The following is a 19500-nucleotide window of genomic DNA, read 5'->3' as shown; positions in this document are numbered from 1 at the left end:
AATCGAGGGATCAAATTGAATATACTTTTTTTCTTAACACCGAAAAGTGATATTGCCTACATTTTCGAGAATGAAACTTTGAGGCAGACTCTTGAGAAAATGGAGCACCGGAAATTTTCCTGTATTCCTATTCTGAATCCAGATGGAAAATACGTAGGTACTATTTCTGAGGGTGACCTTCTCTGGGGAATGAAAAATCTGAACATCACGGATATGAAAACAGCCGAGGAAGTACCGGTTATGGCTATCTCCAGAAGAGCCACCTACAAACCAGTACACGTTGACTGCGACATGGAGGATCTCCTGGACCGCGCAATCAACCAGAACTTTGTGCCGGTTATAGATGATCAGGATCACTTTATCGGAATTGTCACAAGGAAAGAAATCATCAAATATTGTTATAAAGAAATGAAGAAAAACGCATAGGATTTTAAATCACCGCATTTTTTCACACAAAAAAAGACAACCTCTGTCCCATTTAAACCAATGGAAAAGGTTGTCTTTTTTCTTTTTACAGAACCTTAGACAAAAATTCCTTCAATCGCGGATTCTGCGGATTTTCAAAAAACTCCTTCGGCGCATTCTGTTCCTGAATTTTGCCGTCATCAATAAATAAAACTCTTGTTGCAACCTCTCTTGCAAATCCCATCTCGTGAGTAACTACAACCATAGTCATGCCGCTCTTTGCAAGCTCTTTCATCAGCTCCAGAACCTCTCCAACCATCTCCGGATCCAGTGCAGAAGTAGGTTCGTCAAAAAGCATAACATCCGGATTCATGGCAAGGGATCTTGCAATGGCAATACGCTGCTTCTGACCACCGGAAAGCATATCCGGATAAGCATTTGCCTTATCTGGAAGTCCCACACGGGCAAGAAGCTCGTCCGCACGTCTGGAAGCCTCTTCCTTTGTCATCAGTTTCAGTGCAACCGGTGCCATCATAATATTCTGCTTTACCGTCTTGTGTGGAAACAGATTAAACTGCTGGAAAACCATTCCGATCTTCTGACGATGTCGATTTATGTCAACCTTAGGATCTGTGATATCTGTTCCTTCAAACAGGATTTTACCTCCTGTAGGCTCCTCCAGAAGGTTGAGAGAACGAAGGAAAGTGGATTTACCAGAGCCAGATGGTCCGATAATGGCAACAACCTCGCCCTGACAAATATCTGTGGAAATTCCATCCAGAACCTGATTGGATCCAAACGCTTTTTTCAGATCCTGTACCTGGATCAAAACTTTACTCTTATCAACGCTCACTGGTTCTCAGTCTCCTCTCCAGTTTATTCATAAAGAAGGTCAGTACCATGACCACGATCAGATAAATTGCAGCTGCTGCCAGAAGAGGCATAAAAGCATTGTAGGTACGGCTCTGGATCAGCATTGCACCCTTGGTCAGGTCCATCATTCCGATGTAACCGATAATAGAAGTTTCCTTAATCAGCACGATAAACTCATTTACCAGTGCAGGAAGCACATTCTTAAACGCCTGTGGAATGATAATAAGACGCATGGTCTGGGTAAAATTAAGTCCCAGGCTACGTCCTGCCTCTGTCTGTCCCTGGTCAATTGACATGATTCCGGAACGGACGATCTCCGCTACGTAGGCACCTGAGTTGATACCAAATGCCAGACTTCCTACCAGAATCTCATTGACGCTTACAGAACCAAAAACTACAAAGTTCATGATCAGAAGCTGGATCACAGTAGGTGTTCCACGGATCACAGTCAGATAAACTCTGCAGATGGAGTTGGCAATTTTAAAATTCCCGGATTTATCGTGGGAAGAACGGATAATTGCCACCAGAAAACCGATACAGATACCGATCAACAGGGCGAAAACTGTGATGATCATGGTATTTTTCAAACCATCCAGCAGCCAGGTGTATCTGTCATCTTTTATAAAATTGATATAAAAATCGTGTCCAAATTTTTCAAACATATTATTTCCCTTTTTATTTGCTTATCTAATGGTGCAGTGCCTGCTTCTCTTTCGGCACCATTCCATATAGGAAAAGCTGCCAGAACTGTATGCTGGCTGTTTTCATTCTTTCAGTCAGTAACATTAGTATGAGTCACCTTGATCTGCATGTATCCAAAGCTTATACATTCCAAGCTTTTCCCAAACAGCATTCATCTAGGTGACTCACACTTCTCTGACAGCTTATGCTGTATTATTTCTATCAGTCAGCTTTTACAATGATAACCTGGCTTGCATTTGCATAGGTGTCTGTGAAATCAACGCTCTCCAGACGATCCTCTGTAACGGTCATTCCGGCAGCACCGAAATCAGCTTTTCCAGACTGTACTGCGGCAAGGATTGCATCAAACTCCATATCGTCGATCTCAAGCTCATATCCAAGCTTATCACAGATTGCCTGTGCAATATCAGCGTCGATACCAACAACCTCATCACCTTCACGATACTCATATGGCTCGAGCTCAGCGTTTGTTGCCATTACAAGAGTTCCGTTGGAACGGTCTACATCTTCCGGAGACTCATATGGTGTCTCGCCAATGTTATCACCGATGTAGTTGTTCATAATATCATCAACAGTTCCGTCCTCTTTCAGTTCTTTTAATGCGCCGTTGATCTTGTCAAGAAGCTCATCATTGCCTTTCTTCAGGCAGATTGCATACTCTTCTTCAACGAATGGCTCGTCCAGGATCTTCAGTCCGTCTGCATTCTCAACGAATTTCTGAGCCGGCTGTGAGTCGATGATCACACAGTCGATCTGACCTGCCATAAGTGCCTGGATTGCTTCGCTTCCTTTGCTGTAACGCTTAACAGTTGCTCCGTCAGCCTCATATTCACTAGCTTCAATATCACCGGTTGTACCAAGCTGTACACCGATTGTTGCATTCTTAAGATCATCCTTTGACTCAACAGTTGCAGCAGATACGCCAGCAGTCATGGAAACTGCCATTACTGTGCCAAGTGCAAGAGCTACCAATTTTTTCATATTCTTTTCCTCCTCTTAATCTCATATACAGAACCAGTTCCTTATATCTTCATCCACATAGTAAGCTGTTGCTATTTATTTCTTCCACAACAACCGACTTCACAAGATGGGGACATAATTATTCATGCTTTCTGCATATTCATTCATCTATCTTTTCCTCATTTTATCAGCTTTTGGGAAAAATGCAAGAGTTTCCATAAATTTCCCCAACTTCTTTGTCATTATTTGGAAAAATTCACTTTTTGATAACAGATCTGTGTTATGATATGATTTGTGTGGAGTAATTAAATAATTGAATGACCAAGGCGTTAACCGCCCAAACAGGAGGTATTTATTATGAAATTTACAAAAATGCATGGTATCGGCAACGATTATGTATATGTGAACTGTTTTAAAGAAACTGTGAAAGATCCATCAGCAGTTGCCAAATTTGTGAGTGACAGACATTTTGGAATTGGCTCAGACGGACTGATTCTGATTAAGCCGTCTGACATTGCAGACTGTGAGATGGATATGTACAACCTGGATGGTTCCCAGGGTGCTATGTGCGGCAATGGCATCCGCTGTGTAGCCAAGTATGCTTACGATTACGGCATTGTAAACAAGACCAGTATCAGCGTAGCGACCAAAAGCGGCGTGAAATATCTGGATCTTTCTATCCGTGACGGAAAAGTCAGTATGGTAAAGGTCAATATGGGCGCTCCTATTCTTCAGGCTTCTCTGATTCCAGTTGTATCTGAGTCTGAGCAGGTCGTAAATGCCCCTATTGAAGTAGACGGACAGATTTATCACTTTACAGCTGTTTCCATGGGAAATCCTCACGCCATCGTATACATGGATGACGTAGACGGACTGGAAATCGAAAAGATCGGTCCATCTTTTGAAAACCATATAAATTTCCCGGACCGCGTCAATACCGAATTCGTAAAAGTCATCGACCGACACACTGTCCAGATGAGAGTCTGGGAGCGCGGTTCCGGTGAGACTCTGGCTTGTGGAACAGGTGCCTGCGCAGTTGCAGTTGCTTCTATTTTGAACGGGCTGGTTGACCGTGATCAGCCGGTTACCGTGAAGCTTCTTGGTGGCGATCTTAATATTTTCTGGGACGAAAATGACGATCAGGTTTATATGACTGGTCCGGCGACTACTGTATTTGATGGGGAAATTGATCTGGGATTTCTTGGAGAATGACTCAATAAAAAGGCCCTTGCGGACCGTAGGCATTTTGTAATGCTTACACCGCAAAGGCCATTATTCTTTCTACAATAAATACTGCACCACAGGCAAGAAGCGCCACAGTCAGCAGACTCTTCTCTTTGTACGCTGCAATCAGCGCCACTACAAATCCCACTACAGCTGAAATTACACTTGCCGTTGCCGACAAAATCGCCGGAAACGTCATAGCTGCCAGACAGGCATAGGGCACATAAAACAGAAATGATTTTATAAAAGGATTGGTAATCTCCTTCTTCGCCAGTGCCAATGGCAGCATACGGATCAAATATGTAACGCCAGCCATAACCAGGATATAAATATAAACATTAGGCTTCATGAGCTTCCTCCTTGGCATTTTCTTCATCAACCGGGCAAAGCCATGCTGCCAGTCCGGCTACCAGAATTGTAGTAATAATAATCACAAATCCGGATGAGACTTTCGATAATACAGGAACCCAGGCAAATAATGCGCTCACTGCCATTGCTCCAAGAACAACCAGAAGCACTGCTTTGTTTTTCTTGGATGGCGGAATAATGACAGCCAAAAACATTCCATAAATGGCAACTCCAAGTGCACTCATAATAAAATCAGGAAGAATACTTCCTGAAATAGCTCCAAGCAGGGTTCCAATGGTCCATCCCGGGATTGCTACACTCATTACACCATAATTATAAAACGCACTGACTTTCCCCGGTTTACTGGCACTGACTCCGAATATCTCATCTGTTACGCCAAATGCAACTCCGTAACGATGCCCCCAAGTTTCATCACGTCTTAGCTTCTGTGAAAGGGAAAACGACATCAGACAGTATCTCAGATTGATAATCAGCTGAGTAAGTGCCATTTCCCATAAGGAACCTCCTGCTATGATAATATCAAGACCTGCAAATTGTCCCGCTGACGTAAGATTCGTCAAAGAAATCAAGACCGCCTGCCAGATAGACAGTCCGCCCTGCACCGCCATCATACCAAACGTAAAGGAAACAGCCAGATACCCCAGGGCAATGGGGATTCCATCTGTAATTCCTTGTTTAAAGCTCTCTTTTTTCATGAGAGATTTCCTCCGGTTTCTTCTGTAGTCACGCAAAGAGCCTGGGAAACAGTTTTGGCCTCCCAGGCTCTCTCATTGTAGCACTTTACACTAATAAATTCAACTATTATCCCTTGTATTCTCACTTTCTCTCTACAATCTTGTAATAAACCTTCGCTGTCAGCCCATAAATCACGCCATAAACCAAAGCAAACACCAATAATGTCACCACCGTGCATCTGGCAAACAAACCGCTGTTTGTCATGCTAAACAGCGCCAGCAGTCTCTTTACCATAGGAAATGCCATAGCAATATGCAGTGCTGCCATTCCAAGAGGAAGGAAAAATACCATAAGGATCTGTCTGTGAATGGAAGATTTCACCTCTTTATGAGTCATGCCCACCTTCTGCATGATCTCGAACCGTTCCTTATCCTCATAGCCCTCTGAAACCTGCTTGTAGTAAATGATCATGGCCGCCCCCATCAGGAACAGCAGTCCAAGGAAAATTCCAAGGAACAAAATTCCACCGAACATACTGTAAAAACTGTTATACAGATCCTGTTTTATAGTATTGTAGTTCATTCCCACTTCTATAGTTCCAGCTGCTTTTTCGGAATCCAGAAGCTCCGTTGCAAGATCGCTTACTTTGGTGGCAGATGCATATTTTTCTTCTTCACTTCCAGACAGATACACATCCGTTTCCAGTTCCATCAGAGACATTGCACTTTGATAAACTTTCTCCTGCTGCAAAAACAAAGCAAAAAAGTCTTCGTCATTTACAACCAGCTTCAAAGAATCCATAGAAGAAAAATTATCTCCCACATACTGGTAATTTTTCAGCCATTCTTTCACCTGGTAAACCTTGTTATGAATCTCCAGAGTCTCACCGTCTGTTTTTCCATTGTGGTAAGCAAGAACTTCACCTGGCGCAAGGGAAATCTCTTCTCCCGTAACCCTGGCATACTCTTCCTGTGGAACCACGGTAAGGGTTTCCAATGAGGCTGGCATTGCCATAAGGGAACTCCCATCAACATTTGCAAATTTCCAGCTCCCATCTTCGCTTCCCACAAGCGTAGATGAAAAAGCAATTTCGGTGTTAATTTTCTCATAAGAAACCTGGTTTTCAATTTTTCCCAGTAATTTCTCTCTCATTTTTTCCAGATCTTCATAAGAATTTCCCCGGTACAGCACATTCACATCCGCCGGACAGCGTTTGTTCATAATATCATCCAGTCCGGAATTCAGGCACACCGTAGAAGAGATCATCAGAAGTACGCCTGTGCTCAGAATGCAGATACTTGCAAGTCCAACTGCATTTTGTTTCATGCGGTACAGCATACCGGAAACAGCAGTAAAATTCTTGGTTTTATAATAAAATTTCTTATTCCAGCGCAGAACTTTGAGCACCACAATGCTTCCTGCTGTAAAAAGAAGATACGTTCCTGCCATTACCAGAACCACTGCCACAAAGAACAGCGCCAGCGCCGAAAGAGGTGACTCTGTGGTAATGGCAATATAATATCCGATAAACAGACAGATAAAACCAGCAACCGCCATCAGCCATTTTGCTTTTGGTTCCTTTTCCCCTGCATTTTGTGCCTGAAGAAGCTGAATCGGGTTTGTTTTGTAAACCTTCCTGATATTTACCAGAAGGATCAAAACAAAAATAGCTCCAAACACTTCCAGGCATATTCTGATTGCCGGAACGCTGACTTCGAACCCAAAGGACGCCGGAACCTTGATCAGTTTCAAGAGCAGCAGAAGCGCCAGCTTGCTTCCCAGAATTCCCACAAAGATTCCGCCAACAAAACTGATCAAGGCACTAAACAGATTCTCCAGCATCATAACCCTGCTGATATGCTTCTTTTCCAAACCGAGAATGTTGTAAAGTCCCAGTTCCTTTTGTCTTCTTTTCATGAGGAAACTGTTGCTGTACAACAGGAAAATAAAGGAGAAAATAACAATAACGCCAACTCCCATAGTCGTGATCATCAACACGTCACCACTGTGACGGATCGTTTTCATTCCTGCATTATGATTGATAAAAAGCATCATATACAGCATTGCCACATTGAACAGACACGCCAGAATATAGGGCACATAGATCTGTTTGTTTTTTCGGATGTTTACAACTGCCAGCCTGGCAAAAAATCCCTTACGCATGATACTCACCGCCCGTCATCAAAATGGTTAAGGTATCGGAAATCATCTGATACATCTCCTCTTTTGTTTTCTCGCCGCGATAGATCTGGTGGAAAACTTCACCATCTTTTATGAACAGAACCCTGGATGCCCGGCTAGCTGCCTGGGCGCTGTGAGTAACCATGAGAATGGTCTGTCCCTGTCTGTTTATCTCTCCGAAAACGTCCAGAAGAGCATTTGCAGCCTTGGAATCGAGAGCCCCTGTGGGTTCATCCGCAAGGACCAGGCGCGGCTGTGTAATCAGAGCCCTGGCAACTGCACATCTTTGTTTCTGTCCTCCAGAGACCTCATAAGGATATTTTTCCAGCAGTTCATAAATATGAAGAGCCTGTGCAATAGGGCGGATTTTCTGCCCCATTTCCCGGTAATCTTCACCAGCCAGCACCAGCGGCAGATAAATATTATCCCTCAGGCTGAAGGTATCAAGAAGATTAAAATCCTGGAACACAAAGCCCAGATTTTTTCTTCGAAATGTAGAAATCTCCTTATCAGAAAGGTGTCCCAGGCTTTTTCCATCCAGAAGTACGTCTCCGGAAGTAGGTTTATCCAGTGTTGCAAGAATATTCAGAAGTGTAGTTTTTCCGGAACCGCTTTCTCCCATAATTGCAACAAATTCACCTTTTTCCACAGAAAAATTCACATTGTTCAATGCCTGCACCTTATTTCCGCCAAAACGAGTGGTATATATTTTTTTCAGATTTGTAACTTCAAGTAATGACATTTTTTACTCCTCTCCTTTATCAATGAGCTTTTTCATACGCTTCCTTGCAAAAAACAGTATACTTAAAAAAGTCACTTGCTGCCATCGAATCAGATTACAAAATGCAGGCAGAATCTTACAATGTTGTAAGGTTGTCACATAAAGTTTGCAAGAAAAAAATTTCATCTGGCAAAACTCTTTATGATATAGAAGATTTGGTCAGTATTTTTTGCAATATAAAAAGGCCGCTGACATATACGACCTTTTTTATATTATAATCCCCTATTGGGCATATATCTTCTCTGGCGTCATTCCGGCAGCCAATGTAAGATAATACACCGCGTCCGCCGCCACACACACTACGTTTTCCTCATGCATAAACTCCGTGATTTCCGAATCAAAAAGCATGTTTGCCTGTGCTTCAAATTCCTCATCCTTATCCCAGAACAAAACTGCAATATTCAAAAAAGGAAATACCGGAAGCACATACCCCACATCTCCCTGAGGAAGCAAAGTTCCCCCAAGAGCCTCACAGGCTTTTCTTAATTCTTCTGTTTTCCCGGCGAAAAGCTCCTGCAGCCTAAAAATAATCGTCCTTCTGTAAGCAGCCTCAAAAGGATACACTCTCTTCACCTGGCGAAAAGCCACCAGATTGCCCGATGCCACAGGATGAGCTGCTGAATAGTAAAACGTATTATAAATATTCATCACCGTATCAAATCCAGGGCTTTTCCCATCTTCTGTAATGAATCCGTTTTTTCGGTCAATTCGAAATCTTTTTGAAAAGTAGATGATATAAAGAAACTCCTCATCAGCTTCCAGCTGAAATTTGCGAATCAGTTCCTCCTGATCCATTTCCAGGAATTTCAATCTCCAGTTCTCGATTACCTGGTCATAATTAGACTGCCTGTTTTCTGGCATAATACATTCTCCTCTTATCCGCTATTTACCTTTAGCTATGCCATATAACTTGAAAGCTTCCTGTTTCAAGTATTTTTACCAGCTGCTCCACTTCATCGGAGTTCCAGTTTTGCGCAGTCTGTGCTTCCCCTGTGAATTTCACGCAGGTTCCGCAGGAAGAGCTTAAATTCCTTGGCACCGGCATGATCGTAGCTGGATATCCCTCTTTCTCACATTTTTTCTTGAAAGACATAGCTCCAAAATGGGAAAAAAATGTGGCTATGTAATCTCCCATTATTTCTCAAGAGTGAGGACAAAGTCTTCCCCATCCTCTTTTACAGACACCTTATATCCCTGATGCAGGGCGAAACGGGATACGTTTTCTTTGGCTGTTACGTTATCTACCATTACCGTATATGCCTTCTCACCGGATACCAGCGCATTCTTAGTACGGATCACAGGTTCCGGGCAGGAAAGACCTCTTGCATCTATTGTTTTCATACACTTAATCTCCTTAGATTTTTCATTATTTCAACTAAACGGAATTGTCTGTTTACACAGATATACTATAAATGAGCATCCTTAATCAACTTCACGCTTCATTCTTACGCATGGAATTTACTGTCGCAATCACGATCAGAACCACAAAACCGATCACAACAGCGATCTTGCCATTTGCAGTCGGGCCTTCTCCAGAAGATGCCAGTCCGAAATTATGTGCTACAGCTGCACCAGCCATCAGACCAAATACTGTGATGGCGGAGTCTGTGTTTCCTTCACCAGCCAGAACCAGCTGACGAAGCGGGCAGCCTCCAAGAAGGACACAGCCAAATCCTGCAAGCGCCATTCCAAGTGCATTCCAAAGACCATCTGTATGTGCGACAGGTTGTCCTGCAAATCCTGGATTAAAATATCCCAGGATCATGTTTCCGATCAACGCACTTACCAGAATTGCAATAAATCCAAGAAGCAGCTTCCACTCTCCAAACAGTACCACGTCACGGATTCCTCCAACCATACACAGGCGGGTTCTCTGTGCAAGTGCACCTACCAGAAGCCCTGCGATCAGGGAGATTGCAATTGCAGCATGCTTTGCTCCAGGACCACCGTCAGCTTCTGTGAAGTGGATGAATGCAGGTGCTGCAATAAGAAGCAGAAGAATTCCGATTTCCACTACTGGGAAAATGCCGCCTTCAACCGGCTGCATTTTATAGGAACGTTTCAGAGTATAGCCTTTTTTCAGGAAAAATACTCCGGCAAGGATTCCAGCAATAAATCCGATCAAACCAAAGATGGCGTTGAAATCGCCGCCAGCCAGACGAAGGATCATGCGGAATGGGCAGCCAAGGAACATCAGGCAGCCGATCATAACGAACATTCCGATCACAAAACGGGTAACAGGTGCGGAGCCGCCTCTTGGCTTAAATTCTTTGGTTGCAAGAGCAAGAATGCAGGAGCCAAGTACCAGTCCTACAATTTCCGGGCGGATGTACTGAACCGCAGCTGCACTGTGGAATCCCAGTGCTCCTGAAGTATCACGCAGGAAGCAGGCAATGCAGAAGCCCATATTTGCAGGGTTTCCGAAATATACCAGAGCCACTGCAATGATTCCGATGATGACACCGGCTCCGATGATTATGGGTGTTTCTTTCTTTGACAATGTTTCTTTCATACTCTTTCCTCCTTAGATAACTGTCAAATCTTTCCTCTATTTTAGCATTTTTTGTAAGAAAACTCTAATTGATTATGTGGGATTATTTTAAGTATTTATAGATATTGTCGATAAATCGTGGTATTATAGATATATTAAATAACCATTTTCCAAGCGAAAGGATATAATCATGAACCGAATTTACCTCGACCAGGCCAGCACCTCTTTTCCAAAGGCTCCAGGTGTGGCACAAGCTATGATGGATTACCTGACTATGAACGGAGTTAACGTGAACCGCGGCTGCTACTCCAGTGCTTACTCAGCAGAAGAAGTTATTTATGAGACACGCCAGCTGCTGGCAGAACTTTTCCACTTTTCCAAATGCAAAAATGTAATTTTTACACCGAATGTCACCACCAGTCTCAATTTTATTTTAAAAGGATTCTTAAAACCAGGAGACCATATTCTGGTATCCGCCATGGAGCACAATGCAGTTATGAGACCTGTAGTACAGCTGGCTTCCTTAGGGATTTCCTTTGACCGGATTCCTTGCAGAACGGACGGCTCTATGATTCTGGAAAAAGTAGAAGAACTGATCCGCCCTGAGACGAAAGCTATTGTCACTTTACATGCTTCCAATGTATGCGGAACCAGGATGCCCCTTGATGCCCTTGGGGAAATCTGTCAGAGGCACCAGCTTTATTTTGTTGTGGATTCTGCACAGACGGCTGGGATCGTACCAATTAATATGGACAAAATGCATATTGACGCGTTAGCTTTTACCGGACATAAAGGACTTCGGGGACCACAAGGGACAGGTGGTTTCCTGGTTTCCCAGGAATTGGCAGAACAAATGGAACCACTGATTTCCGGCGGTACCGGAAGTGTATCTCATACGGAAGAAATTCCGGATTTTATGCCGGATCGCTTTGAATCCGGGACACCTAATCTGCCTGGAATTTATGGACTGCATGAAGCACTTTTGTTCTTGAAAACGCATTCTTTGCAGGCGATAAATGAAAAAGAATTGTCTCTCACTGGTTATTTTCTGGAACAGCTGCAGGCACTGGACGATACTGGCAGACATATCCGTATTATTGGAAAAAAAGATCTCACTGACCGAAATGCAGTTGTTTCGATCCAGACACCAGAAATCGACATGTCACAGGTGGCGTGGCAGCTGGACAATGAGTATGGTGTTATGACCAGAGTCGGACTCCACTGCGCTCCAAACGCCCACAAGACGCTTGGTACTTATCCTGCCGGAACTATCCGGTTCTCCTTTGGACCGGAAAATACAAAGAATGAGCTGGATTTTGCCATCCAGGGATTAAAGAAAATTTTAGACTTATAAATTCAGCATTAGTAACACTTAATTAGTCTTTGAGAAAGGAACCAGTATTTTTACCCTATGGAATTTAAACAATTAGAGGCCTTCGTAGCTGTTGTAGAAAATAAAAGCTTCTCCGAAGCAGCCCGTCAGCTGAACCTGACTCAGCCCACCATCAGCGCCCACATCAATTCTTTGGAGCAGGAATTGAACTCTCGTTTACTGATCCGTACCACCAAGAAGCTGACTATCACACAACGAGGACTGCAGCTTTACGACTGCGCTTCCAATATGCTGAACATGCGCAGCAATATTATAGAAGAATTTACCGGACAAAATAAAAAAATCATTGACCTGGCCGTTTCCACCATTCCCTCTTCCTATCTTTTGCCGGAAATCCTCAGTGCCTTTACCAGCCAGATTACGGACGTATACTTCCACTCCTGGCAATCTGACAGTCTTGGCGCTGTGGCAAGGGTTCTGGACGGCAGCGTGGATATGGCCCTCATTGGAAATACCTTCGACGAGCCAGACTGCTGTTTCATTCCATTTTGTCAGGATAAGCTTGTGATCGCAACACCTGTGAATGAGCACTATCTCCAATATGAACAAAAAGCAACCTCCGGTACTCTTAACTTTGCTGATTTTCTTCAGGAGCCTTTCATCATGCGGGAAACCGGCTCTGGTACAAAGAAGGAAATTGACCGGTATCTGGAAATTCATAATATTCCGGACACCGCCCTGCATATTGTCGCCAGAATGAATGATCTGGAAGCCATCCGCAAATCTGTAGCTGGCGGACTTGGCATTTCTATTCTTTCTGCCTGCTCCGCAAAGGATCTTGCTGACACACACCAGATTCTCATGTTTCCGCTGAATCATGAGACAGCCATGCGAACCTTCTACATCGCCTATAGTAAAAGCCGCATTCTAAAGCCACATGTAAAGCAGTTTCTAAAATTTGTAAAGGGTTTTTACCAGTAATATAACTGCTGTGTGCCTTTTTTGAAAAAATCTAAAGGCCTTTTTTTAAAAATTATTTTTTTAAGTTATTTTCAAAATCAAAAGAAGGAAGCTGCCCACCAATTTCCCAGTGAACAGCTTCCCATTTCATTCACACATATTCAAAATTCAATTTCAGCAACTGCCGCCAGCTTATTTCTCCTCAGCAGTCTCTTCAGCCTCTGTCTCAGTCTCCGGAACTACGTTGTGAACTGGTGTTACAGTTGCGACAACTGCTTCCGGATCAGTTGTGATGTGGATATTCTTATTCTTGGCGATTTCAAGGTCTTTCACACGAAGCGTATCACCAATCTTCATACCAGCGACATCAACCTTGATCTTGTCAACCAGATCTGCCGGAAGTGCTTTGTATGCAACCTCTTTCAACTCATCCTGCAGAACACCGGACATAACTTTCTCTTCATTTTCCAGAATGATCTCAGCAGTGGAATGAACCATCTCATTGCTTACCAGTGCCTGGAAATCAACTTCCTCTACTGTATGTGCAAGTGGATTATAATCAACTTCCTTGATCAGCGCATCATAGGTTTTACCATCCAGTTCCAGCATTACCTGGCTTCCTTTATTGTTGTTTTTCAACAGAACTTCAATTTCTTTCTTAGTAAACTTAAGGGGAATGGAACCTTCAATTTCTCTGCCGAACAGGTTACCTGTTACAAATCCTTCTCTTCTTAATTTCTTTGCTTTGACATCCATGCTTCTTTTTTCAGCTTTTAAAGTATTCATTTATCTTTTCCTCCAAAATTCTGAAACGCTTAGCAGCCTTCAACAAAGAGGTTTTGTTAAGTACTTCTTTTTTCTTTTTACGTCCCTTATTATAGTCACTTGTTTCAATTATGATTAACCAAACATAACTTTTTTTTAAGGGATTTTTTTGTTAAAATCTGCTCTTGTTTTTCTTGGAAAATGGAAGTATAAAATAAATGAATCACTCAAAATTTTCAGGCAGTTGTCTTCTCTGCCGTAAAAGGCAGTTTTCGCTCTGCAACCTGCTTCAATAATGCCTCACTATGAGATACCACGATCAACCCGATTTCCCGCCTTTTTACTTCTTCCAGCAGAAAATTCCAGATCTGGCTCTGCGTGATGAGATCCAGCATGGTACTGATCTCGTCTGCAATCAGAAACCTTGTCTCTTTTCCCAGTGCTCTTGCAATACAGAAACGCTGCAATTCCCCACCGGATAATTCCTGAGGATACCGGTTCAACCAATCTTCTTCTATCCCCAGCTCCTCTATGATCCGATTTTCAACCTGCCCTCCATCAGACAAAATATTTTCCATTTTCAGTCTGGGATTCACAGCCCTTTCCGGATGCTGCCAGATCATCTGCACCGGACAATACCCTTTCTTCGGCAAAGGCTTTCCATCCAGCAAAATCTGTCCTTTGCAAGGTTCCAGATAGCCAGCCAGAATTTTACACAATGTGGTTTTTCCATAGCCACTTGGTCCTGGCACCCACACTCTTTCGTTGTTTTCCACTTTAAAATTTATATTTGAAAAAAGTTCTGCACCTTTTCTCTCATAAGAAAATGAAATATCTCGTGCTTCCAGAATCATTTTATATCTCCTGTTATAACCCTTCAGTATGTACCATGCATTAAAGTCATCCCATATCAGACTTTACTATGAAAGTCCCGGATTACGAATGCTGCCTCCAGCTGTGGGAGTGCCACAGGCACACAACAGCTGATTTTCCTATATAGTGATGTCGCCGACAGGTGGTATTTCCGTTTTACATACAATACCGGATACACCTGACACTTCCGCATCCAGCCTCCACCATAGGTATTTCCCCCTTGCATTCTTCCCGATACCAGCTGCACCTTGGTCCAAAAGGACATCCCTGCGGCATGTCTTTCACATAAGGCTGGGTTCCGTCAAGAGGGGTAAAGCCATTCTGCGGAAGTGCCCGCCACAATGCTTTCGTATAAGGATGGCGCAAGGTCTCTTCTGAACGAAAATCCGAAACCGGGGCCTCTTCCACTGTTTTTCCTGCATAAAAAACAACGATCCTGTCAGCAACTTCCAGTGCCAGCTCAATATCATGAGTAATCAGAAGAACTCCATTTCCTTCATCTGCAAATTTTCTGAAATCCTCCATAGACTTTTTCGCAAGTGTCAGGTCCATGCCAGGCGTAGGTTCATCCGCAATAATAAGCTTTGGATTTTCCATTAATGCAGTAGACAGCAAAATTCTTCTGGTCATTCCTCCAGAACACTCGAAAGGATATTTCGTTTCCGTTTCCTCAGGCAGACCATACCTGCGGAACAATTCCGATTGCTTTTCTGCCCCTTTTCTCCCTCTTTTTCCCCGGACCTGTTTCCCCACTTTCATAAGCGGATCCAGATATAAGGTGCTCTGAGGTACGAAAGCAATTTCCTTTCCACGAAGTTCACTGATCTTCTTTTCGTCCATCAATTCACCCTGGAACTTCATAGTTCCGGATACATTTGCATTATAAGGCAGAATTCCCAAAATCGCATGTGCCAGAAGACTTTTTCCGGAACCGCTGGAACCGACTACAGCCACCAGTTCCCCTTCCCTCACTGCAACAGATAGGCCTGAAATCACTGGAAGCCAGCTCTGTCTGCTGGTTTTCCCTTTATATTGGAGAAAGGAAACGGAAAGCTCTTCTATTTCCAGTATTTTTTTCTTATTTGTACAACTCATATTTTTTCATACGCAGCTGTCTCTTACCGGACAGCCCCTCCTGCTATTCTCTATTTGTGCACACTTCCCGGATCCAGAAGCTGACGAATAGCTGTACCGCCTTTTTCAAACAGCACAACCGTAAGAACCAGCATCATTCCAGGAAATACAGCCAGCCACCATTTGCCCATGATCAGATAGCGCATACTTTCTGATAAAATAACTCCAATCGCCGGCTGCTCCGTGGAAAGCCCGAAGCCCAGAAATGTAATACTGGACTCATGAAGAATTGCGTGTGGGAAAAGCAATACCAGTCCAACAATAAACTGGGGAAGAACATGGGGAACTATGTGTTTTTTCGCAATCTCCCATTTGCCCAGCCCAAGCTTTCCTGCGATCTGAATATATTCACTTTCCCGAAGCTGCATAACCTCGCCTCGGATCAGCCTTGCCAGAGATGTCCAGTGCGTCAGCGCCACACCTGCGATCACTCCCTTCAGCCCTTTTCCCATAGCATAGGAAATCAGGATCAACAGCAGAATATGCGGAATTCCCATAACAGTGTCAATTGCAAAAGAGATGGCAGAGTCCACCTTTTTCCCAAGAGTTGCTGCACAAATTCCAAGAATCAGTGCCATAACTGCGCTTACACCTGCTGCCAGCACGCCAATAAGAATACTCATAGATAAACCGGTAAGAGTACGGTAAAACATATTTCTGCCCAGCCAGTCCGTACCAAAAGGATATTTCAGACAGGGAGCAATATTTTTTCTGGAAAAATCAGTCACCATAGCGGCATCATGAAGCACCACTCCAAGTATGGCTGTCACCGCCAGAAAAGCTACAGAAAAAATCAGCAAAAGCCTTGCTTTCTGCCGCTGATTCAGCCTTTTCCTCTGCTTTTCCACGGCTCCCGGGCTGCCCTTTGAACAATTGTTTTTCATTACACCTTCGCTCATAGTCCCAGCCCTCCCTTCCGGATTCTGGGATCAACAACTCCATACAGTACATTTGCCAGGAAATTTCCCCCAAAAACAATGGCTGCTGTTATTAATGTAATCCCCATAAGAAGAGGCACATCACTGCCAGTTCCCGCCGCTACAGCCGCCTGTCCCAGTCCAGGATAGGAAAATACCTGCTCCACAAGAACGGAACCTCCTATGATCTCACTGACAGATGCAAACTGCAGGGTCATGGCCGGAAGCAGCACATTACGAATGCCATGGTGAAAAATGATGCTTCCGGTTTTCTCTCCCCGCGCCTTTGCAAAAAGGATGTAATCGCTTTCCATTATATCAATCATTTTTTCCCTGGTATGTAATGTGATATTCGAAATTCCGGTTATGCTTAAAGTGACTGCCGGAAGAATGGCATGACGCACTCGGTCCAAAAAGGTAACACCGCTGGCTTCTACTCCAATAGGAACACTAAGTCCAATGGGAAGGATTTTCATCCAGACTCCAAAAATGATCAACAGCAAAAGTGCCAGCCAGAAAGAAGGAGTGCTGGCAATCACCAGCGAATAGCCTTTTATGATCTTATCCGGCAGCCTGCCCTGAAACACCCCTGCAAGTACTCCCAGAAGGAAGCCCACAAATCCGGAAACCACCCACGCCAGTCCCATAAGAAAAAGAGAATTTCCCAGCTTCACTGCAATGACCTTTGTCACCGGCTGCCGGTATAACAGAGAAATTCCTCCATCTCCCTTTATAAATGCATTCAGCCAGTTCAGATATCTCTGCACTGGCGGTTCATCCACGCCCCAGTAGGAGCGCAGCTTTTCTTTTTGTTCTTCACTCATACTGCCCAGGGCAGCCTGCCCCACATTGGCCTGTAACGGGTCAATGGGGGAAGCTGATACAAGGGCAAAGGTAAGAATGCTTACTGCAAAAAGCAGTAATATGATTCGTAGCAGGTTCTTTCCTGCGTAAATACCTATACGTTTCATCTTAATTTATCCGTTTCGTTTTTTCCTACTCTTCATACCTGATACATGTACAAAAAGCATTCCTTATTGCTTTCTTTATTCCCACTCCCACTGGTCAACATTGTTTACAATAGACCAGCCATGGCCATGAGGATGTAATTTCTGATCTGCCACTTTCAGACCGTCACGTACAAAATAAAGATGGTCAATATTGCACAGCCAGATCCACGGAATATCCCCTTCCTGTGTAATTCCTGTGTTTCCGTCCCACTGGGCTTTTTTCCAGAGATCGTAGGATTCTTCCAGATTGCTGCTTGCAAGTGCTTCGTCCATGTATTTGTCAACTGTCTCATTTGCATATGGAGAATATTCCGCACTTCCGGTATCTTTGATGGTGTGATAAATATTGTAAAGCTCCATAGGGCTATGTGCTCCCCATCCCCATATAAGCGGTTCTGACTGTGCCTGATCGTAGGCGGTATCCCAGCCAACACCAGAAGTAGTTACATCAATTCCAAGCTCACGCAACTGATTGGCAGAGTCTTCTGCAAGTGCCTGACGCACTGAATCTCCATTTGAAAACATAATGGTAAGCTCTGCTTTTTCTCCATCTTTTTCTCTTATTCCGTCATCTCCTTCAATCCAGCCTGCTTCTTCCATCAGAGCCTTCGCTGCATCAAGGTCATACTCTGTAACAGCTTCCTCGTTGTACCATGGCATTTTGTCGCAAACGCTATAGGCTACTGTTCCATAACCATTGAGTACATTTTTGATCATCTCTTCTCGGTCAATAGCAAGATTAATTGCACGTCGTACCTTCACATCGGAAGTCAGACTGTTTCCATATGTGATACCGTCCTTTTCTTCTGGTTCTGTACATGGAAGATTAAAACCACGGTTATCCACAGTTGCCACACTCAGGAGTTCATACCCGTCAATTTCCTGGTCACTGTAAGATGCTGCTGTGTGAGCTACATCTGCCTGTCCGGACATTGCCGCTGCCATGGCTGCATCTTCTTCCATAAACAGCACGGTCAGTTTTTTAATCTTTGGTTCTTCTCCGTAGTAATCCGGGTTTGCTTCAAAAATAACCTGCTGTCCTTTGTCCCACTGCTTCATAATATAACGTCCGGAACCAATTGGATTCTGTCCATAATTTTCATCATAGGCATGCTCTGGTACGATTCCTACAATTGCCATGGTGTATGGCCAAATGGAATATGGCTCATTCATATGAAACTCTACTGTCGTATCGTCCACTGCAACTGCTTCCTTCAGCATGGTAAAATCGTTTACAGAGCTTTCATCGCGACAGGTATTAAAGGTAAAAGCAACATCAGAGGCGGTCAATGGCTCTCCATCTGTAAACTTCACATCATCACGGATTTTTACTGTCCAGGTAAGACCATCGTCACTGCAGGAATACTCTGTGGCAAGATCATTTTCAATTCCAAGGTCCTTGGTGGTACGAACCAGGGTACTCTGGATCAATGGCTCATGAACATGCTCTCCGGCTCCCCATCCGTAAGCCGGATCAAAACCGGATTCCGGTTCTGATGTGGTTGGCATTGTAACTACCACAGACTGATCCTCCGCACCCGCATAAACATTCCCGGCTGGTACAGCCAGCAGCATGACCGCTGTACATAATAAACTGATTACTTTCTTGATTTTCATAGCAGTTCTCCCTCTTGTTTTTATTATCAGCAGAAATATTATTTTCTGAAGATTACTGATTCTTTTTTCTCCCATCCCTCATTTCTTCTCAGCGCGTGTATGAAAAAGGCTTTCTGCAAGATGTACATCACAATTTGTGGAGATTTTGCCCGAATCCGGGTGAAATATACCGCAAAGTGGGGCGTGCAGACTGCGGAATTTTTTCAAATACGCTCCAGATAAGAAAGGCA

22 protein-coding genes are annotated in these 19500 nt (G+C 43.7%); 5 read left to right on the top strand and 17 right to left on the bottom strand.

Annotation, left to right across the window (positions count from 1 at the left end; all coding sequences use genetic code 11):
• Positions 1-15: 15 nt before the first annotated feature.
• On the top strand, positions 16-426 hold the full coding sequence (locus tag I2D69_RS00190; RefSeq protein ID WP_148461119.1) for a CBS domain-containing protein: 411 nt from the start codon (positions 16-18) through the stop codon (positions 424-426).
• 85 nt (positions 427-511) lie between these two features.
• Here I2D69_RS00190 and I2D69_RS00185 read toward each other — a convergent pair whose 3' ends face one another.
• The 3 genes from I2D69_RS00185 to I2D69_RS00175 form a co-directional block, all read right to left on the bottom strand.
• Positions 512-1258, bottom strand: coding sequence for an amino acid ABC transporter ATP-binding protein (locus I2D69_RS00185; protein ID WP_270413264.1), 747 nt, complete (start codon positions 1256-1258; stop codon positions 512-514).
• Complete coding sequence (locus tag I2D69_RS00180) at positions 1248-1940, bottom strand: amino acid ABC transporter permease (protein ID WP_118578179.1); 693 nt, start codon at positions 1938-1940, stop codon at positions 1248-1250. Before I2D69_RS00180 ends, I2D69_RS00185 begins: the two co-directional genes overlap by 11 nt.
• Before the next feature lie 241 nt (positions 1941-2181).
• Positions 2182-2961 (bottom strand): transporter substrate-binding domain-containing protein, encoded by a 780-nt coding sequence (locus I2D69_RS00175; RefSeq protein WP_195379200.1) that lies wholly within the window; start codon positions 2959-2961, stop codon positions 2182-2184.
• 336 nt (positions 2962-3297) lie between these two features.
• Here I2D69_RS00175 and dapF point away from each other — a divergent pair, with 336 nt between their 5' ends.
• Positions 3298-4152: a diaminopimelate epimerase gene (dapF, locus tag I2D69_RS00170; RefSeq protein WP_187565067.1), complete on the top strand. Its 855-nt coding sequence runs from the start codon at positions 3298-3300 to the stop codon at positions 4150-4152.
• A gap of 43 nt (positions 4153-4195) precedes the next feature.
• Here the strand turns inward: dapF and I2D69_RS00165 are convergent, their stop codons facing one another.
• The 8 genes from I2D69_RS00165 to yedE form a co-directional block, all read right to left on the bottom strand.
• On the bottom strand, positions 4196-4513 hold the full coding sequence (locus I2D69_RS00165) for an AzlD domain-containing protein (RefSeq protein WP_118578176.1): 318 nt from the start codon (positions 4511-4513) through the stop codon (positions 4196-4198).
• The gene (locus tag I2D69_RS00160; protein WP_118578175.1) at positions 4503-5228 is read right to left on the bottom strand and encodes an AzlC family ABC transporter permease; all 726 of its coding nucleotides are present in this window, start codon (positions 5226-5228) and stop codon (positions 4503-4505) included. The genes I2D69_RS00165 and I2D69_RS00160 overlap by 11 nt, the downstream gene beginning before the upstream one ends.
• 121 nt (positions 5229-5349) lie before the next feature.
• Positions 5350-7371, bottom strand: a complete 2022-nt coding sequence (locus I2D69_RS00155; protein ID WP_195379199.1) for an ABC transporter permease — start codon at positions 7369-7371, stop codon at positions 5350-5352.
• The gene (locus tag I2D69_RS00150) at positions 7364-8131 is read right to left on the bottom strand and encodes an ABC transporter ATP-binding protein (protein ID WP_173734844.1); all 768 of its coding nucleotides are present in this window, start codon (positions 8129-8131) and stop codon (positions 7364-7366) included. Before I2D69_RS00150 ends, I2D69_RS00155 begins: the two co-directional genes overlap by 8 nt.
• A gap of 261 nt (positions 8132-8392) precedes the next feature.
• Positions 8393-9031 carry a DUF3786 domain-containing protein gene (locus tag I2D69_RS00145; RefSeq protein ID WP_173718159.1) on the bottom strand — a complete coding sequence of 213 codons (639 nt, stop codon included), beginning with the start codon at positions 9029-9031 and terminating at the stop codon, positions 8393-8395.
• A gap of 31 nt (positions 9032-9062) precedes the next feature.
• Positions 9063-9305 (bottom strand): DUF3343 domain-containing protein, encoded by a 243-nt coding sequence (locus I2D69_RS00140; RefSeq protein WP_148461113.1) that lies wholly within the window; start codon positions 9303-9305, stop codon positions 9063-9065.
• Positions 9305-9511: a sulfurtransferase TusA family protein gene (locus tag I2D69_RS00135; protein ID WP_195379198.1), complete on the bottom strand. Its 207-nt coding sequence runs from the start codon at positions 9509-9511 to the stop codon at positions 9305-9307. The genes I2D69_RS00140 and I2D69_RS00135 overlap by 1 nt, the downstream gene beginning before the upstream one ends.
• Before the next feature lie 91 nt (positions 9512-9602).
• Entirely contained in the window at positions 9603-10682 is a 1080-nt protein-coding gene (gene yedE, locus I2D69_RS00130) for a YedE family putative selenium transporter (RefSeq protein ID WP_118578170.1), read from the bottom strand.
• A gap of 169 nt (positions 10683-10851) precedes the next feature.
• Here yedE and I2D69_RS00125 point away from each other — a divergent pair, with 169 nt between their 5' ends.
• Both I2D69_RS00125 and I2D69_RS00120 read left to right on the top strand, forming a co-directional pair.
• The gene (locus I2D69_RS00125) at positions 10852-12015 is read left to right on the top strand and encodes an aminotransferase class V-fold PLP-dependent enzyme (RefSeq protein WP_195379197.1); all 1164 of its coding nucleotides are present in this window, start codon (positions 10852-10854) and stop codon (positions 12013-12015) included.
• Between the two features lie 57 nt (positions 12016-12072).
• On the top strand, positions 12073-12975 hold the full coding sequence (locus I2D69_RS00120; RefSeq protein WP_195379196.1) for a selenium metabolism-associated LysR family transcriptional regulator: 903 nt from the start codon (positions 12073-12075) through the stop codon (positions 12973-12975).
• A 171-nt stretch (positions 12976-13146) separates the two neighbouring features.
• Here the strand turns inward: I2D69_RS00120 and I2D69_RS00115 are convergent, their stop codons facing one another.
• From I2D69_RS00115 to I2D69_RS00090, 6 genes are all read right to left on the bottom strand, one after another.
• Positions 13147-13740 carry a 50S ribosomal protein L25 gene (locus I2D69_RS00115; RefSeq protein WP_118578167.1) on the bottom strand — a complete coding sequence of 198 codons (594 nt, stop codon included), beginning with the start codon at positions 13738-13740 and terminating at the stop codon, positions 13147-13149.
• Between the two features lie 215 nt (positions 13741-13955).
• Positions 13956-14573 (bottom strand): ATP-binding cassette domain-containing protein, encoded by a 618-nt coding sequence (locus tag I2D69_RS00110; RefSeq protein ID WP_195379195.1) that lies wholly within the window; start codon positions 14571-14573, stop codon positions 13956-13958.
• Between the two features lie 175 nt (positions 14574-14748).
• Positions 14749-15687 carry an ABC transporter ATP-binding protein gene (locus tag I2D69_RS00105; protein WP_148461110.1) on the bottom strand — a complete coding sequence of 313 codons (939 nt, stop codon included), beginning with the start codon at positions 15685-15687 and terminating at the stop codon, positions 14749-14751.
• Positions 15688-15737: 50 nt separating this feature from the next.
• Positions 15738-16625: an ABC transporter permease gene (locus tag I2D69_RS00100; protein ID WP_243243741.1), complete on the bottom strand. Its 888-nt coding sequence runs from the start codon at positions 16623-16625 to the stop codon at positions 15738-15740.
• Positions 16622-17614 (bottom strand): ABC transporter permease, encoded by a 993-nt coding sequence (locus tag I2D69_RS00095; RefSeq protein ID WP_195379194.1) that lies wholly within the window; start codon positions 17612-17614, stop codon positions 16622-16624. Before I2D69_RS00095 ends, I2D69_RS00100 begins: the two co-directional genes overlap by 4 nt.
• Before the next feature lie 75 nt (positions 17615-17689).
• On the bottom strand, positions 17690-19270 hold the full coding sequence (locus I2D69_RS00090; protein WP_195379193.1) for an ABC transporter substrate-binding protein: 1581 nt from the start codon (positions 19268-19270) through the stop codon (positions 17690-17692).
• Positions 19271-19369: 99 nt separating this feature from the next.
• Between I2D69_RS00090 and I2D69_RS20540 the strand changes: the two genes are divergently transcribed.
• Positions 19370-19492, top strand: a complete 123-nt coding sequence (locus I2D69_RS20540) for a DUF6783 domain-containing protein (protein WP_347708370.1) — start codon at positions 19370-19372, stop codon at positions 19490-19492.
• The last annotated feature ends 8 nt before the right edge of the window (positions 19493-19500 follow it).

This window comes from Ruminococcus sp. D54t1_190329_F1, assembly GCF_015551645.1.
In the GTDB taxonomy this organism is placed as follows: domain Bacteria; phylum Bacillota; class Clostridia; order Lachnospirales; family Lachnospiraceae; genus Blautia_A; species Blautia_A faecis.
The sequence above is the reverse complement of the archived record's forward strand: the minus strand, read 5'-3'. Positions and strand labels throughout refer to the sequence as shown.

What these genes read in the sequence shown, in the direction of transcription:
- I2D69_RS00140 (WP_148461113.1), bottom strand. Translation starts at nt 9,305, where the DNA reads ATGGGAGATTACATAGCCACATTTTTTTCCCATTTTGGAGCTATGTCT.
- I2D69_RS00115 (WP_118578167.1), bottom strand. Translation starts at nt 13,740, where the DNA reads ATGAATACTTTAAAAGCTGAAAAAAGAAGCATGGATGTCAAAGCAAAG.
- I2D69_RS00120 (WP_195379196.1), top strand. Translation starts at nt 12,073, where the DNA reads ATGGAATTTAAACAATTAGAGGCCTTCGTAGCTGTTGTAGAAAATAAA.
- I2D69_RS00105 (WP_148461110.1), bottom strand. Translation starts at nt 15,687, where the DNA reads ATGAGTTGTACAAATAAGAAAAAAATACTGGAAATAGAAGAGCTTTCC.
- I2D69_RS00145 (WP_173718159.1), bottom strand. Translation starts at nt 9,031, where the DNA reads ATGCCAGAAAACAGGCAGTCTAATTATGACCAGGTAATCGAGAACTGG.
- I2D69_RS00165 (WP_118578176.1), bottom strand. Translation starts at nt 4,513, where the DNA reads ATGAAGCCTAATGTTTATATTTATATCCTGGTTATGGCTGGCGTTACA.
- I2D69_RS00175 (WP_195379200.1), bottom strand. Translation starts at nt 2,961, where the DNA reads ATGAAAAAATTGGTAGCTCTTGCACTTGGCACAGTAATGGCAGTTTCC.
- I2D69_RS00180 (WP_118578179.1), bottom strand. Translation starts at nt 1,940, where the DNA reads ATGTTTGAAAAATTTGGACACGATTTTTATATCAATTTTATAAAAGAT.
- I2D69_RS00155 (WP_195379199.1), bottom strand. Translation starts at nt 7,371, where the DNA reads ATGCGTAAGGGATTTTTTGCCAGGCTGGCAGTTGTAAACATCCGAAAA.
- dapF (WP_187565067.1), top strand. Translation starts at nt 3,298, where the DNA reads ATGAAATTTACAAAAATGCATGGTATCGGCAACGATTATGTATATGTG.
- I2D69_RS00135 (WP_195379198.1), bottom strand. Translation starts at nt 9,511, where the DNA reads ATGAAAACAATAGATGCAAGAGGTCTTTCCTGCCCGGAACCTGTGATC.
- I2D69_RS00100 (WP_243243741.1), bottom strand. Translation starts at nt 16,625, where the DNA reads ATGAGCGAAGGTGTAATGAAAAACAATTGTTCAAAGGGCAGCCCGGGA.
- I2D69_RS00095 (WP_195379194.1), bottom strand. Translation starts at nt 17,614, where the DNA reads ATGAAACGTATAGGTATTTACGCAGGAAAGAACCTGCTACGAATCATA.
- I2D69_RS20540 (WP_347708370.1), top strand. Translation starts at nt 19,370, where the DNA reads ATGAAAAAGGCTTTCTGCAAGATGTACATCACAATTTGTGGAGATTTT.
- yedE (WP_118578170.1), bottom strand. Translation starts at nt 10,682, where the DNA reads ATGAAAGAAACATTGTCAAAGAAAGAAACACCCATAATCATCGGAGCC.
- I2D69_RS00160 (WP_118578175.1), bottom strand. Translation starts at nt 5,228, where the DNA reads ATGAAAAAAGAGAGCTTTAAACAAGGAATTACAGATGGAATCCCCATT.
- I2D69_RS00110 (WP_195379195.1), bottom strand. Translation starts at nt 14,573, where the DNA reads ATGATTCTGGAAGCACGAGATATTTCATTTTCTTATGAGAGAAAAGGT.
- I2D69_RS00150 (WP_173734844.1), bottom strand. Translation starts at nt 8,131, where the DNA reads ATGTCATTACTTGAAGTTACAAATCTGAAAAAAATATATACCACTCGT.
- I2D69_RS00090 (WP_195379193.1), bottom strand. Translation starts at nt 19,270, where the DNA reads ATGAAAATCAAGAAAGTAATCAGTTTATTATGTACAGCGGTCATGCTG.
- I2D69_RS00125 (WP_195379197.1), top strand. Translation starts at nt 10,852, where the DNA reads ATGAACCGAATTTACCTCGACCAGGCCAGCACCTCTTTTCCAAAGGCT.